This window comes from Paenibacillus senegalensis JC66 (assembly GCF_000285515.1).
Lineage (GTDB): Bacteria > Bacillota > Bacilli > Paenibacillales > NBRC-103111 > Paenibacillus_L > Paenibacillus_L senegalensis.
In genome coordinates, this window is sequence record NZ_HE610957.1 from 266,428 (window position 1) to 281,704 (window position 15,277).

Here is a 15,277-nt window from a genome sequence, read left to right on the forward strand (position 1 = left end):
AACCCCTTATGAATATATTTTTATGATCCTGCTCGGATCGCCTCATCACTTTCGCTGCCTGTCGAGGGCCCAATCACCCCGGTAACCAGGCAGACTGGGCGCCCGCTCTCCGGATGGCGGGACAGCTGGGCACGGACGCCGAATACATCAGCAAGCATTTGTTCCGTAAGAGTGTCTTCCGGTTTGCCTTGCGCGTAGATTTTGCCTTTCCGCATCACCGCGAGTTCATCAGAATAAACAGCAGCATGATTCATGTCATGCAGTACCATAATAATGGTCACCTTGTGCAGACGATTAAGGCTTGCGACAAGCTCCATGATTTCCAACTGGTGCTGAATGTCCAGATACGTAGTTGGTTCGTCCAAAAGCAGGACATCCGGCTGCTGGGCCAAAGCCATGGCGATCCATACCTTTTGCCGCTCGCCGCCGGATAATGCAGACAACTTGCGTTCGGCAAATTTCATCGTGCCGGTTTGGGTCAAAGCCCAATCGATGATAGCTTCGTCTTCCTTGCGCATCGGACTCCAAGCCGGCTTGTGCGGAAATCTGCCGTAGCCGACAAGTGTGCGAACAGACATATCAGGAACCGGGTCCTGACTTTGTGCAAGCATCGCCAAACGCCTCGCTAACTGTCGCGGCGAGAAGCTGTCCAGCTGCTTCCCGTCCACCAGCACCGAGCCGCCGCTGCACTTCAATTGCCGGGCAATCGCCTTCAGCAAAGTGCTTTTTCCGCAGCCATTCGGCCCAATAATGCTATAGATACGCCCTGCTTCCACCTGCCATTTCAGATGCTCAATGACAGGCTTGCCATTGTACTTCAAAGAAACATCTTGCATGGAAAGTGCAATCATTGGGCAGCCCTCCTTAACAGGTATAGAAAAAATGGCGCGCCAAGCGCTCCCATAATGACGCCCACTGGCAGCTCAATGGGCGCAAACATGACCCGCGCCAGCGTATCGCAAAAGGTTACGACGGCTGCCCCAAGCAGTGCGGATGCCGGCAGCAGAAAGCGATAATCGCTGCCGACCAGAAGCCGCGCTGTATGCGGAACAATCAGCCCGACAAAGCCGAGCAAGCCGGCGACGCTGACCGCACTTGCAGCAAGCAGCGTGGCAACAGCTGTCATGATGAGGCGGGCCGCCTCGACCCGCATGCCAACGCCTTTAGCTTTGGCATCGCCCAAAAGCATAATATTCATATGATTCGAGGCGATTAGCGCCAGCAGGGTGCCAACAAGCGTATAAGGCAGTATCGTCTCTAACTGCGGCCAGCTTTTCGTAGACAAGCCGCCGACGAGAAAGACAAGAGCACCATTAACACGATCGCTGTAAAAGGTAAGCAGTGCGGATATACCCGAACCGAGAAAAGCCGACACAGCGACGCCGGCCAGAATGATGCGGACAGGCTGTATACCACCGCGCCAGGCAAGCAGATAAATAACAGCAGCTGCTCCAGAAGCGCCGAGAAAAGCTGCAGGAATCAACAGCTCCGGCAAATGGGGAAATATTATGAGGATGATAATACCGAACAACCCTGCACCTGATGAGACACCGATAATATGCGGATCAGCGAGCGGATTTCGCATAACTCCCTGCAGCAGAGCTCCCGACAATGCGAGGTTAATGCCCACCAGGGCAGCAACCAGCGTACGCGGCAGCCGGATATTCCAGATGACGTCCTTCATCGGACCGCTGTAGCCCTGGAACAAATACTTGCCTATGTCCGTCAGGGAAATAGCGGCTGCTCCCGTGGAGACACTAAATATGATAGACAGGCAAGCAGCAGCCAATAAGGCAGCCAGGATGATTCCTTTTTTTGAATAATTAGATTTGACAGCGTTATTCGCCATTTCCGAACGACTCCGGATAGACGAGTTTTGCCAAATACTCAACTGATTCATGCAGCCGGAACCCCGGGTTGGACAATAACAAATCCGAAGGAAGAACAAACATGCGTTCTTCTTTTACTGCGCGAAGCGACTGCCAGGCCGGCTGGCTGGATAATTCCGCCTCGATCTTGTTCAAGCCGTCCTCTTGAGCTCCGTGAATCAGGATGAATACGAACTCCGGATCGAGTTCGGCTATTTTCTCCAGACTGAACGGTGCTGTGGTCGGCCGGCTATCCGAAGCTTCCATCTCTTCGGCTACATTGCTCATGCGCAGCATTTCTGCTACTTCCAGACCAACCGTATTCGATCTCTGCACAGATACACTGCTTGGCGCTACATTCAACATAATAAAGGTCGGACCATTCTCCGCTGGCAATTGCTCGACCCATTCGTTTATTTTTTGGTCCAGGGCGGCCAGCTGTTCTTCCGCACTGCTTTCCGTACCGGCCAATTTCCCCATCAGCAGCGCCTTTTCTTTTAAATCCTCATAAGTGCTTAAGGTGAAAAGAGCAAGAGGAATCCCGCTCGCATCAAGAATGTCGGCAAGATCGCGATGAAACGACGTCGATCCTATAACCAGATCAGGATTAAGCGCCACAAGCTTTTCGGTATTGACCGTTGTGATCCCCCCTACATCTTCCAGATTCTCTGCCTCCTTCGGTACACTGCCTCCAGACGCAGTCGCTCTTGCCACTGCAGTGCCATCAACAGCATACAAAAGATCAAGAAGCTGCGGAGACAGCACCACTATCCGCTTGGGTGATTCTGGAAGAACAATTTCACGCTCAGTATCATCAACAAATGTAAAAAAGACGTCTCCATCAGCTTTCGTGTCCGATGGGGTCTCGGAATCAGGGGCATTTGCTTCAATATTTGTCTCGTGATCTCCATTTTCATTAGGTGGCGTTGATGCGCAGCCTGACAAAATAATGAGGATCAATGCTCCTGCAAAAAAACGCCTTATTCGAGGCTTCCTAGCCATAGGTTTATCCCTCCGAATTATGTGTAATTATTACGGTTATATTCTATGTTTAACTGCTTTAGTATCCTTTTTGCTAGATTTTCTCATGTATGTCCCATTAAGCAGCAGATATAATGGTTGGGCCGCCTGTTCATTTGGCTACTCATCTCCTTTCTTGCTATTAAACTATGCTGATCAAAACTACAATAGTAATGATTACTATTAACAAAGTGATAATATCACTTCATTTTTTAGAAGTCAAACAAGTTTTTCAACCAGCAATATTCGTTATTCTAACGAAGCGTGCCATCTCATATAAAAATAAAAAACTCCTCCCGGAGGGAAGAGTTTTCTATTTAGAATCTCCATTTATGATTGGCCAATCCTTTACAAGGTGTTAATGGCAGGCGATAATAGCTAGTTTATGATACCGTTCTGCGAGCAGTCTGTCCCGGAGGGATGTCACTGCTTAAGCCAAGCGTCCGGGATGTGGAAGCATGAATTTCCTCAATCAGCCCCGGATTATCCAATAAAGCTTCGCCATAAGACGGAATCATTTCTTTTAATTTGGACTCCCAGGCATTCATTTGTTGAGGGAAACATCGCTTAATAACCTCAAGCATAACAGATACAGCGGTTGAAGCACCCGGGGACGCTCCAAGCAATGCAGCGATCGAACCGTCAGCAGAACTGATAACTTCTGTACCGAATTGAAGCACACCCTTGCGTGTAGGCGTATCCTTAATAATCTGCACGCGCTGGCCGGCAATGACCAATTCCCAGTCCTCGCTCTTCGCGTTGGGAATAAATTCACGCAAAGCCTCCATCCGCTGTTCCTTGGAAAGCATCAGCTGCTTGATCAAATAAGTGGTCAAGGAAAGGTTGTTCAAGCCGGCCGCGATCATGGTCGTAAGGTTATGCGGTTTGACAGAAGTAATCAGATCAAACATCGAGCCTGACTTCAGAAACTTCGGAGAAAACCCTGCGAAGGGTCCGAAGAACAGGGATGCTTTATTATCGATAACCCTGGTATCCAGATGCGGAACCGACATTGGCGGCGCGCCTACCGGAGCTTGACCATACACTTTGGCATGATGGTGCCTGACTACCTCAGGGTTTTTACAAACCATGAAGAGACCGCTGACCGGAAAGCCTCCGATCCCTTTTCCTTCGGGGATTCCCGATTTCTGCAGGAGATGCAGGCTGCCTCCCCGCCTCCGATAAATACAAATTTAGCTTTATGGCGTTCGATGTTGCCGGTATCCATGTTCCAGACTTTTAATTCCCAAGTGCCGTCATGGGCCCGCTTGATGTCTTCTACGCCATGCTTGTATCTAATATCGACATTTTTATTTTTCAGGTGGCCGAACAGCATGCGCGTTAAAGCACCAAAGTTCACATCCGTGCCCGATTCAATTCTTGTCGCCGCCAAAGGTTGTTTTACCGTCCGGTCCTTCATCATCAGCGGGATCCATTCATTCAATTTATCGGGGTTATCGGAATATTCCATTCCTTTGAACAGCGGATTGCCAGCCAGTGCATTGAAGCGTTTCTTTAGAAATGCTACGTCCTTTTGTCCCTGCACAAAGCTCATGTGAGGTACAGGCACGATAAAGTCGCGTGGATTGCGGATTAGCTTGCTGTCCACAAGGTAAGACCAAAATTGCTTGGAAACCTGGAACTCTTCATTGACTTTGACGGCTTTGCTAATATCTATAGAACCGTCAGGCTTCTCGACGGTGTAGTTTAGCTCGCACAGCGAGGAATGGCCCGTACCCGCATTGTTCCATTCGTTAGAGCTCTCCTCTCCTGCTTTTTCCAGCTTCTCAAAAACTGTAATTTTCCAGTCAGGGGCCAATTCTTTTAACAGCGCTCCTAATGTGGCGCTCATGATTCCGGCTCCAATCAAAATAACATCTGTCGTCGTTTGTTTGTTGCTCATTTTAACCGCCCTTATACCTAAAATTTACAGAAAGGATGCTCACGCTCCTGCTTCGGTTTCACAGCAAGCCCGTACGTAACCTGTTACACACCGTTTCTGAGCCCGTAAAATAGCTAATAAAAAACACGTATATCTCCTATTATATGATAGTTATAAGCCATTCGACAAGAAGCGGGACAAAAGTCATGGCCACTAATTTTTGATGAAACCGCCAAAAGTTGCTTGAAGACGGACGATACCTATGTTTTCGGCAATAAAAATATAGCTTGAATCCATCACGAATAGTGGGGATTTGTGAATATTTCGATCAAAAATGCGTACAAAATAGTCAGCGAAAAATACATTGGCGTTTAACTGGCTGTGCACCATCGCTCTATGATATACTTCTTAACAATCAGAGATGGATGACTCTGGGAAAGGAGGTAGTTTCCTTGGGAAGGCGTTACTGCATATTGGCCAAGTGGTTGATTTAAGCGCATACCGTGTTTATCCATTTTCCTATGCTAATGATTCATGGAAGGTTTTGAATCAGTCTCCTTTGTACTGCCTTTTTTCTCGGCTGGTCACGACCGGTCAGAAACGCATAGCTTGTCAAATATTGTGGAGGTGAATCCCTCGGGACGAGGGCGAAATTGGACCTTATAACGATAATAAATTTATTTATACTTGCTCTTTTGCTTGCGCTTACGGCGTTTTTTGTCGCTTCAGAATTTGCTGTTGTCAAAATTCGCATGTCGAGGATCGATCAATTAATTGCGGAAGGAAGCAAACAAGCGGTTGTTGCTAAAAAAGTGGCGAGCGACTTGGATTACTATTTATCTGCATGCCAGTTGGGGATTACGATCACGGCGCTTGGTCTGGGGGCTATTGGTAAACCGGCTGTGGAACGTCTTCTGTATCCGGTTTTTAGTGCGCTTAATTTGGGTGATGCGGCAATTTCCATTGCCTCATATGCGATCGCCTTTATTCTTGTAACTTTTTTGCACGTTGTTGTAGGCGAGATGGCACCCAAAACATTGGCCATACAATTCGCGGAACGCACCACGATGCTGCTCGCTGCCCCGCTATATTGGTTTGGAAAAATTATGAATCCTTTCATTTGGGCCTTAAACGGAACTTCACGTGTTTTGCTGCGCTCTTTTGGCGTCAAGCCTGCCGGACATGAGGAAGCCTATTCGGAAGAGGAATTAAGAATTATTATGGCGCAAAGCTTTGAAGGCGGCGAAATCAACGAACAGAAACTCGAGTATATGGAGAATGTCTTTTCCTTCGACGAACGCGTAACCAAGGACATTATGGTCCCTCGTACCGAGATTATCACCCTGGACAAGGGCATGACGGATAAGGAAATCGTGCAAATCCTGGATGAGCACAATTATACCCGTTACCCTGTCACAGCGGATGGGGACAAAGACCATATTATTGGTGTGGTAAACGTAAAAAAAATGCTCCCTCACATTGTCGCGGGCAAAGAACACAAGCTGGAGCAGTTTGTCCGCAATCTGCCCTACGTTTTAGAAGGAACTCCTATTCAGGAATCGATGTTCAAGATGCAGCAGGAACGTGTTCATATGGCTCTTGTTATTGACGAGTACGGCGGAACCTCGGGAATTATTACAATGGAAGATGTTTTAGAAGAAATTGTGGGCGAAATCCGTGACGAGTTTGACGCTGATGAGGTCCCTGATATTCTGCAGACCGGGGAGAATGAGTATCTCATTAACGGTCGGGTGCTTTTAGACGACCTGGAGAGAAAATTCGGCATCGTATTTGAAAATGATGAAGAAATGGATACGATCGGCGGTTGGATTCAGCATCAGAAAGCAGCCGAAGTTGAGCAGGGAACCAAAATCCACAAAAACAATCAGATCTGGACGGTTGTCGATGTGGAAAATTACCAAATTAAACAAGTCTCTTTACAGCTTATTAACAAGGTAGAAGCCATTTAAAAGCTATACCCATTACAAACCATGATGATGGTTGGAGGTGAATCCCTCGCCCTGAGGGAAACGATTGGACGGTATAATCATTATTAATTTATTCTTGGTTGCTGTGTTTATAGGCTTGACTGCTTTTTTCGTCGGAGCCGAGTTCGCGATCTTGAAAGTCAGGATGTCCCGTATTGACCAGCTGATTTTGGAAGGAAATAAAAAGGCTGTAGTTGCCAAAAAGGTAGCGCATGACCTCGATTATTACTTATCCGCCTGTCAATTGGGCATTACGATTACCGCATTGGTGCTGGGAGCATTAGGCGAGCCTACGGTGCAAAGAATGCTTCAGCCGGTGTTTGAGGAATTCCAGGTGCCGGCTGCTGCGGCTACGGCACTGTCGTATCTCATTGCCCTATCTATTATTACATTTTTGCATGTGGTCATTGGGGAACTAGCTCCAAAAACGTTGGCGATCCAGTTCGCTGAGAAAATGACGTTGCTGCTCGCTCCGCCGCTATATTGGTTCGGAAAAATTACAAATCCGGTCATTTTAGCACTGAATGGTTCGGCTCGTATACTTTTGCGGCTGCTCGGGATTAAGCCTGCCGGGCATGAAACGGTCCATTCCGAAGAGGAATTGAAATGGATCGTTGATAAAAGCTACGAAAGCGGAGAAATTAACAAAACTGAGCTTTCCTATCTGAAAAATATTTTTGAATTTGACGAGCGGACCCTGGAAGAGATCATGATCCCCCGCGCTCAAATGATTACTATTAACCAGGCCATGCCGCTCCAGAACATTATTCAGGTGCTGGAGCAGTATGAATATACGCGTTATCCGGTAATAAGGGAAGGTACGACCAATGAATTCGTCGGATATATTAACACAAAAGAGATGCTTACAAGCATAGCTGCGAACAAAGAAGCGGAAGTACGCAAATTTATTCATAAGATACCGTATTTCCCAAATGCCTATTCCATTAAAGATGTGCTTATTAAAATGCAAAGAGACCGCGTTCATATGGCCATAGTAACCGATGAAAGCGGCAGCCCTATCGGCCTCGTGACGATGGAGGATATTCTTGAGGAGATCGTGGGAGATATTCGTGATGAATTCGATCACAAAAAGCGCCCTCTCATTCTCAAAGGCCAACAAGCTTAGCGCAATTATAAAGGACCTCTTCCCCTATAGCCAGGGGCGGAGGTCCTTTGCTTTCTTGCTCTGATTTCTTACAGCGCTTAGCGGTTAGCATTCGCAATATCCGGAATTTTTCGGCATCGCCTATTATTTGCTTGTCACGCAAGCGTTTGAAGCTGTTGATCTCGTGGGCATCGCACTAACGGCCTATAGATGTCTTGCGATGGTCCTCGTTCATTTATACAAAGCTTGCAGTATGTCCCGCAGAAGTCCTGCAAATAACCTGCAGATGTCTCGCGCACCGCCCAAAGCATGACTTGTTGATCAATATTAAGCTTCGCTGATTGTTGGCCAAGTATGCTTTAAGTTCCATCAATGCCTTTACTTCCACTAAAACACATCTCATTATACAAGATTATCTTTCATCATCCTGGCTATGGCTCGCGATTGCGCATCATCACTGTTGTCAAGAAAATGAATAACCCTTTTTTGTCTCTCCGGAAGCTTGCTAAACCTCCGTAGACGGAGCTTTTTGCAGCTGTATAAGAAGACGAAGGCACGGCCCTCCTGGCATCGAGGTACTTCTCATTCTTGATTCCTATCCGTCATCCAATTTTACGATCCCAGTGACGGTGAGCGGCTATCGCCTCGATGAAGCTTTTCGCAAATTTACCGCTAGCCGATTCGATAACAACCCCTGGCCCCTCCAGTTTTTCCTCTTTAAGCCACTGTTCTCCTGCTCCTGAAGCTGCTATCGGTTTGAAATGGTCGAAGGCTTCTTTAAGAAAAGCAGCCGCATTTTTTCTGAACTTGGTATCCGTTTCTCCCCCGCCGACTGCATAAACAGCGTCAAACAGTACCGCATGCGTTGTCAGGAACGAATGCTTCGCTTTTAATTCCATTCCGTCCATTCCCTTCACCATTCCAAGCTTGTCGCTCACAACCTCAGGCCGGATACCTTGAGCTTCCAATTCCTGCAGCACAGCCTTAACCTTCGCACCGTCAAACCCGTCTTTAAGCAGTACAGCCACCTTGCGGGTAGCAGGGTGAAATGTAGTATTCAGCTGACTTAGCGCCGGGGATGAATCGGCAATTTCCGCTGCTCCTTCCCTTGGTGCTGTTACACCAATAGCTTCAGCAATCGACTGGCTTAAGCTCAAACTTACATTCGCGAACATATCCACTACTTGCTGGCGGATAGATTCCCGCTCGACCTTGCCCAGTTCAAAGCGGAAGGCATCGATGATATGCAGCTTCTCTATTTGGCTCATGCTGTTCCAGAACAGCTTCGCTTGGGAGAAATGATCTTTGAAGCTATCACTGCGGGCTCGTACTTTATAGCCCTCCACCTTTTCCTGATAATGAACGTACCCCCCATCCGCTTCACTTGCCGGAGCTGGTGTGTTGGCGGCAATAGAATTTTTATGATAACTCACCGGCCCTTTATTGATCGTATGGCGGCCGTAACCATCGCGCTGATTATTATGAAACGGACAAACCGGACGATTGATTGGAAGTTCGTGGAAGTTCGGCCCGCCCAGGCGGATCAGTTGGGTGTCAGTATAGGAAAACAAGCGTCCCTGCAGCAGCGGATCGTTGGTAAAATCGATCCCCGGTACCACATGCCCCGGATGAAAGGCGACTTGCTCCGATTCGGCAAAAACGTTGTCCACATTGCGGTTCAGGATCATTTTGCCGACTTTTTGCACCGGTACCTCCTCTTCCGGCCACAGCTTTGTTGGGTCGAGAATATCGAAGTCAAAGCGAAACTCCTCTTCCTCCGGAATGATCTGCAGGCCAAGCTCGTATTCCGGATAGTCACCATTCTCGATCGATTCATACAGATCCCTGCGATGAAAATCGGGATCTTGCCCGGAAATTTTTTGAGCTTCATCCCACAGCAGAGAATGGACGCCCAGCACCGGCTTCCAATGAAACTTGACAAAATGAGCTTTGCCTTCCTCATTAACGAGCCGGAAGGTATGCACGCCAAAGCCCTCCATCATCCGAAAGCTGCGCGGGAGTGAGCGGTCAGACATTTTCCACATGATCATATGGGCCGACTCCTGATTGTTGGCGACAAAATCCCAGAAGGTGTCATGAGCTGAGGCTGCCTGTGGCATTTCATTGTGAGGCTCCGGCTTAACTGCGTGAACCAGGTCTGGAAATTTAATTGCATCCTGAATGAAAAACACCGGAATATTATTGCCTACCAGATCGTAATTGCCTTCTTCAGTATAAAATTTTGTAGCAAACCCGCGGGCATCTCTAGCCGTCTCCGTGGAGCCGCGTGAGCCTGCAACGGTGGAGAAACGGACAAAGACAGGCGTAGGCTTGGACGTATCCCGTAAAAATTTCGCTCTGGTATAGCGTTCGAGAGATTCGTATAATTGAAATTCTCCGTGGGCAGAAAACCCTCGGGCATGAACAATCCTTTCTGGAATCCTCTCATGGTCAAAATGCGTCATCTTTTCACGGAAATGAAAGTCCTCCAGCAAGGTAGGCCCACGCTCACCCGCTTTCAACGAAAATTCATCCTCGGTGACTTTTACTCCCTGATTGGTGGTCAATCTCTTATTACGGTCGTCCACACGGTACTGTTCCAGCTGCTTCTGCTTGCTATTCTCCTGGGTTGAAAGGTTAGGCTTGTTGGAAAAAGGTTTACTCATGGCAGACTCGTCCCCTCCTGTGAATAGTGATGAATCATTCCTAATCAGCTAATGGAACTAGGCAAAATGCCCAATCTTATATACGCCATTAACCATTTTGGAATTATTCTAAACAAGAAGGCGGACAGTCTGCCGGACTGCATACATGGCGTCCTCAGCGCACGCTGCGCTTGGCGATTGTATGCGGATTTAGCAAACCTCCAGCGAAAGCTTTTCGTTAATTTCCGGTGCTCTCATATTTTTTTAGCCCGCTACAAAATATCCATAAGGCCATTACGGCCGTATACACCGCCACTAAGGGACCCCACGCCCCAATGGTACCCCAGCCTTCCTTGCCAAACAGATAAGCAGCCGGGAAAAAGCTAATAAATGCAAAAGGCACAATGACCGTAATGAGAGCCTGGATCCCTAGCGAATAGATGCTGATTGGAAATTTAACAAATTCACTAAGCGTATGAATGGTATGGGAGAAGGAAGAATTCGCACTGCCTGTCCAAAAGCTTTGACAGCATGAAGCGAAAATGATCGACACACGAATCACCACGGCTGAGATGAGCAAAAGGATCAGCATGAAGATATGCGAAAGTGACCATTCTATATGAATATGCTGTATGGATTGATACAGAATGACAGCCCCGACCAGAATCATTCCAATACCTCCGATCCCAAAGTGAGAAGTAAAAATTTGCAGGATCGGTGAGACCGGTCTTACCAGGATTCGGTCCATTTCTCCCCGATTAATAATGCCTCCAATGACCCACATGCCGTTAAAGAAGAAGGACGTAATGCCTTCAATGAAAAAAACCATCGCATACACGAAGGCGACCTCCCAGAATAACCAGCCATGAATGTCCGGAATTCGCTGGTAGACCACTGACAAGAATACCAGGCCTAACACTTGCGTCAATGTCATTCCGGCAATGGAAATTAGAAAATCTGCCTGATACGACATTAGGGCTTTAAGCTGCTGACTCATAAGACGATAGTAAAGATACAAGGCTCTAATCGGCCTCGGCTTCCATCTGCTTCCCACTGCCATCACCCCCCATTAATCGTTACCTGACGAACCGCCCAGTTCCACATCAACTTAGCTGCCAGCCACAAAACAACGACCCATAGCAGCTGCAAGCCAACGTTTTGCAGAGCTTGCATCCCTTCCAGTCTTCCCAGATAGATGGATGCGGGAATATAGACAATGCCTTGAAACGGGAGCAGCAGCGACAGCTTTTCCAGCCACCCTGGAAAAAATGCCAGCGGAACAAGAGCACCTGAGAAAAAGTTCGTAATCGCTGCCCTCATCCAGGCGATCCCTATTCCATTCGTGCTCCAAAAACAGATTAGACTGCTGATATAGACGATACAAAATTTGATCAGCAATGAGGCCAGCAAGCTGATAATAAACATGGCAGCCGACATCCATGACCCGGGAAGAATAATACCTGAAGTAAGCAGCAATATAATAAAAATCATAACGGCTGAGATGCAGCCCTCCATAATACTTGAACCGATCGTTTCAGCAGCCCGCGCTTTTTGAAAGCTAATCGGTTTCAACAAATCCATAGCGACTTCTCCGCTAATAATTTTCTTTGCTATTCTTGTCTCGGAATACCAGGAAATGAGAGAGTTGGATAAGAAGGTAATAAAAATATAAGCCTTCATCTGCTCCCATGTGAACCCGGAGAGCTCTTCCCGGCCATCAAAAATAGCCCTCCACAGGAAGAACATAGTAAGAATGAAAATCAGGTTGCCGATGAGACTGATGAAGTAAGTAAACCGATAGGCTATGGCGTGCTGCATCGTGATTTTGGCTAGAGATATATATTTTCTGTGGATCACCTTCACGCCCCCTTATGGCCAGAGGCAGTTAGGTCAAGCTCTCCGTCATATACTTTGCGAATGACATGATCGATCTTAGGCTCATCAATGCGAAAATCTTTCACCTGAACCTGTCTCATAATATGGCTGGCAATCTCTCCCGCAGAAATTGCAAACCGGTCAAACCGAACCGAGAACTGTAATTCGTCCTCGTGATCCAGAATTGTATTCGGCAGACCCGAAAGGATAGATGGAAGATTAGGAACGGGTGCATCCACTTGAAAATGAAGCGTTCTTTCTTTCGCGAATACATCCTTCACCGCATGAAGATCTCCATCAAAGATAATACGGCCTTTATCGATAATGACGAGCCGCCGGCATATTTGCTCAATATCTTCCAAATCATGTGTAGTGAGCAGGATCGTTGTGCCTTCGGTTTCGTTCATTTCCTTTATAAATTTGCGAATTCGCTCCTTAACCGCAATATCGAGACCAATTGTCGGCTCGTCCAAGTAAACGATCTTCGGGTTATGCAGCAAAGCTGCGGCCAAATCCGCTCTCATTCGCTGTCCCAGTGAAATTTGCCTCGCAGTCGAATATAAGAATTCATCTAATCCCAGCAGCTGAGTAAAGCGCTCCAGATTATGTTTATAAACGGAAGCAGGAATTTCGTAAATATCTTTCAATAGAGAAAAGGATTCTATGATCGGCAAATCCCACCAAAGCTGTGTTCGCTGCCCGAATACAACGCCGATCTTTTTGGCATTTTCCTCCCGGTTTTTATGCGGAATCAGCCCATCGACCATGACTTTTCCGTTTGTAGGGACAAGTATTCCGGTGAGCATTTTAATGGTCGTTGATTTTCCTGCTCCATTAGGTCCGACATAGGCTACGCTTTCACCTTTGTCGATGGCCAGATCAATCCCGGTCACAGCTATTTTTTTCTGGAATTTTGGCTTGAATAAATGCTTGACCGCTCCGGTTAATCCGGGTTCCTTCAAGGGAATCTTAAATTGTTTAGCCAGTCCTTCAGCTTCGATTAGCTTCAAGATCTCCCCTCCTAGTTAGTATGTTACACTGGAAGCGTCTACTAAATTATGCAAAGATATTATATTTAAAGAGATTATACCATTAAGTTCCATTAACGCAATTCACTTATAGCTTTTTTTCTCGGTCTATATCTTGTTAGACTTACAGTCTCTGCTGAGAGTTATGCAAAATGCCGTTACCATTATCTGGTTGCTATGTTAGAATGAAAAATATGAAGCTTGATTTTCTGTTATGTGAAGTGTAATGATATGAAGCTTGTATCGGCTGCTATGTTAAGTGTGATATAAAGCTTGTAGAGGAGAGAATGAGATGAAACCGCGAATCACAGTAATTACAATCGGAGTAGACGATTTGGACAGATCTCTTGCATTCTACCGGGACGGGTTAGGGTTTCCTACAGAAGGCATAGTCGGGCAGGAGTTTGAGCATGGTGCAGTAGCTTTTTTCGACCTGCAGCCGGGTCTAAGACTGGCCATTTGGAAGCGGATTGATATTGCCCACGATACAAAGCTTGCTAAAACGGCACCCAGCCCAACAGAATTTACAATTGGACATAATGTGGGCAGCAAAAAAGAAGTAGATCAAATTATGGAACAAGCCAATAATGCAGGGGCAACAATTACGGTACCTCCTCATGATACTTTTTGGGGCGGTTATTCCGGCTATTTTCAAGACCCTGACGGACATCTTTGGGAGGTCGTTTGGAACCCCGAGTGGGGCTATGAGGAATAATTGCATTTGGGGGATTCTGAATGGCATATTCGCTTATCTTTGACATGGATGGTACTTTATTTCAAACCAACACGATCCTGGAACTGGCACTGGAAAATACGTTCAGCCAACTGCGCAAAATGGAGCTGTGGGATCGCGAATCCCCAATAGACATTTATCGTAAAATTATGGGAGCCCCTCTGCAAGAGGAAGAGCTTGCACAAGCCGACATGATTATCAATCATTTCTCTGAGCTGCCTAACCTATTAGAAGAATTAACGTTCAAATAACTCTTGTCCGTATATTCGGACGCAGGAAAACCAGATTGCAGAGCTTGGTTCACTTTGCTGGCCTGATAAGACCGGTGTTCTACGAGAACTCCGCGTGGCGCTCTGTGTGGCGTTTAGCGTATGTTCTACGGTGTGCTTCGTGACGGTTTGCATGTGTTCCGCATGGCTCCCATTGCTCATCTGGATTCATTGTCTCACAATTTTGTTTTCTAACGGTGTTTTATTAGCCGTACAGGATGCTCAGCTTTCCATCCTTGTGAAAATCGTTAGTTTAGTACCTGTTGCAGCTGGCCTCGGATTACTAATTGTTCAGTGGCTGAGACCGGTTAAAGAGAGCCTGTCCGAAAAGCAACTTTTTAGTACGACATCTTAAAAAGTCAACACCCGAGAATGCTGTAAAATAAACATTCTTGGGTGTTGCATTTTGACACCTTTACTTGGCAGAGGGCCTATTAGACGGTCCCTTTAATATTGGTGCATTTTACTCGAAAATGGACTTTCGTATTATTAGGTCAACCAGGATTTTCTGGTTGGACTTTCTGGTTGGATTTTCTGACAGCCCTTTATATAGGTAACCCCAACCACTCCCTGAACCGATCAGCCGCATCGCTTTCAGCCTGAATACCGCTTCTGGCATTTGTCGTAAAAGGAAGCCATTGCCAGTCCTCACTCCCTACAAAACCAAGCCGGGACCAGTTATCAAGCAGCTCTTTGAAGTTGTTGGCAAGGATATAGCCGTGTCCCTCTCCGTCATCGTGACTCAGATAAACAATTGCAGCGTCTTCAGGGGTTTGCATGTCAAAAGCCAGATAATCCCCGTTCCCCACTTCACAGAAAGCTAATTTATTATGCCAGACTGCATCATAGGCGTTAGCCGGATCA

11 protein-coding genes and 2 pseudogenes are annotated in these 15,277 nt (G+C 46.9%); 4 read left to right on the plus strand and 9 right to left on the minus strand.

Annotated elements, in window-relative coordinates; genetic code table 11:
- Positions 1-20: 20 nt before the first annotated feature.
- The 4 genes and pseudogenes from PSHG_RS01530 to PSHG_RS26330 all read right to left on the minus strand — a co-directional run bounded on the left by PSHG_RS01530 (position 21) and on the right by PSHG_RS26330 (position 4,791).
- Positions 21-851: an ABC transporter ATP-binding protein gene (locus PSHG_RS01530; protein WP_010268430.1), complete on the minus strand. Its 831-nt coding sequence runs from the start codon at positions 849-851 to the stop codon at positions 21-23.
- Positions 848-1,849, minus strand: coding sequence for a FecCD family ABC transporter permease (locus tag PSHG_RS01535; protein ID WP_010268432.1), 1,002 nt, complete (start codon positions 1,847-1,849; stop codon positions 848-850). Before PSHG_RS01535 ends, PSHG_RS01530 begins: the two co-directional genes overlap by 4 nt.
- On the minus strand, positions 1,839-2,870 hold the full coding sequence (locus PSHG_RS01540) for an ABC transporter substrate-binding protein (RefSeq protein ID WP_010268434.1): 1,032 nt from the start codon (positions 2,868-2,870) through the stop codon (positions 1,839-1,841). Before PSHG_RS01540 ends, PSHG_RS01535 begins: the two co-directional genes overlap by 11 nt.
- A gap of 401 nt (positions 2,871-3,271) precedes the next feature.
- Positions 3,272-4,791 (minus strand): annotated as a pseudogene (locus tag PSHG_RS26330) (malate:quinone oxidoreductase).
- A gap of 632 nt (positions 4,792-5,423) precedes the next feature.
- Here PSHG_RS26330 and PSHG_RS01555 point away from each other — a divergent pair.
- The gene (locus PSHG_RS01555) at positions 5,424-6,740 is read left to right on the plus strand and encodes a hemolysin family protein (protein WP_010268437.1); all 1,317 of its coding nucleotides are present in this window, start codon (positions 5,424-5,426) and stop codon (positions 6,738-6,740) included.
- Positions 6,741-6,804: 64 nt separating this feature from the next.
- On the plus strand, positions 6,805-7,884 hold the full coding sequence (locus PSHG_RS01560; protein WP_010268438.1) for a hemolysin family protein: 1,080 nt from the start codon (positions 6,805-6,807) through the stop codon (positions 7,882-7,884).
- 581 nt (positions 7,885-8,465) lie between these two features.
- Here PSHG_RS01560 and PSHG_RS01565 read toward each other — a convergent pair.
- The 4 genes from PSHG_RS01565 to PSHG_RS01580 all read right to left on the minus strand — a co-directional run bounded on the left by PSHG_RS01565 (position 8,466) and on the right by PSHG_RS01580 (position 13,393).
- Complete coding sequence (locus tag PSHG_RS01565; RefSeq protein ID WP_010268440.1) at positions 8,466-10,529, minus strand: catalase; 2,064 nt, start codon at positions 10,527-10,529, stop codon at positions 8,466-8,468.
- Between the two features lie 217 nt (positions 10,530-10,746).
- Entirely contained in the window at positions 10,747-11,568 is an 822-nt protein-coding gene (locus PSHG_RS01570; RefSeq protein ID WP_010268443.1) for an ABC transporter permease, read from the minus strand.
- Positions 11,568-12,365, minus strand: a complete 798-nt coding sequence (locus PSHG_RS01575; RefSeq protein ID WP_010268446.1) for an ABC transporter permease — start codon at positions 12,363-12,365, stop codon at positions 11,568-11,570. Before PSHG_RS01575 ends, PSHG_RS01570 begins: the two co-directional genes overlap by 1 nt.
- A gap of 2 nt (positions 12,366-12,367) precedes the next feature.
- Positions 12,368-13,393 (minus strand): ABC transporter ATP-binding protein, encoded by a 1,026-nt coding sequence (locus tag PSHG_RS01580; protein ID WP_010268447.1) that lies wholly within the window; start codon positions 13,391-13,393, stop codon positions 12,368-12,370.
- A 310-nt stretch (positions 13,394-13,703) separates the two neighbouring features.
- On the opposite strand from PSHG_RS01580, the gene PSHG_RS01585 reads away from it, so the two are divergent.
- The gene (locus PSHG_RS01585) at positions 13,704-14,126 is read left to right on the plus strand and encodes a VOC family protein (RefSeq protein WP_010268449.1); all 423 of its coding nucleotides are present in this window, start codon (positions 13,704-13,706) and stop codon (positions 14,124-14,126) included.
- 20 nt (positions 14,127-14,146) lie between these two features.
- Positions 14,147-14,293 (plus strand): annotated as a pseudogene (locus PSHG_RS32085) (nucleosidase); the annotation flags it as partial.
- A 665-nt stretch (positions 14,294-14,958) separates the two neighbouring features.
- On the opposite strand, the gene PSHG_RS26335 reads toward PSHG_RS32085, so the two are convergent.
- Positions 14,959-15,277: SMI1/KNR4 family protein (locus PSHG_RS26335; protein ID WP_010268456.1), on the minus strand; the 319-nt coding region annotated here is incomplete at its 5' end.

Bases quoted from the DNA above. Each gene is read 5' to 3' on its own strand.
- PSHG_RS01530 (WP_010268430.1), bottom strand. From the start codon at position 851: ATGATTGCACTTTCCATGCAAGATGTTTCTTTGAAGTACAATGGCAAG.
- PSHG_RS01535 (WP_010268432.1), bottom strand. From the start codon at position 1,849: ATGGCGAATAACGCTGTCAAATCTAATTATTCAAAAAAAGGAATCATC.
- PSHG_RS01540 (WP_010268434.1), bottom strand. From the start codon at position 2,870: ATGGCTAGGAAGCCTCGAATAAGGCGTTTTTTTGCAGGAGCATTGATC.
- PSHG_RS01565 (WP_010268440.1), bottom strand. From the start codon at position 10,529: ATGAGTAAACCTTTTTCCAACAAGCCTAACCTTTCAACCCAGGAGAAT.
- PSHG_RS01570 (WP_010268443.1), bottom strand. From the start codon at position 11,568: ATGGCAGTGGGAAGCAGATGGAAGCCGAGGCCGATTAGAGCCTTGTAT.
- PSHG_RS01585 (WP_010268449.1), top strand. From the start codon at position 13,704: ATGAAACCGCGAATCACAGTAATTACAATCGGAGTAGACGATTTGGAC.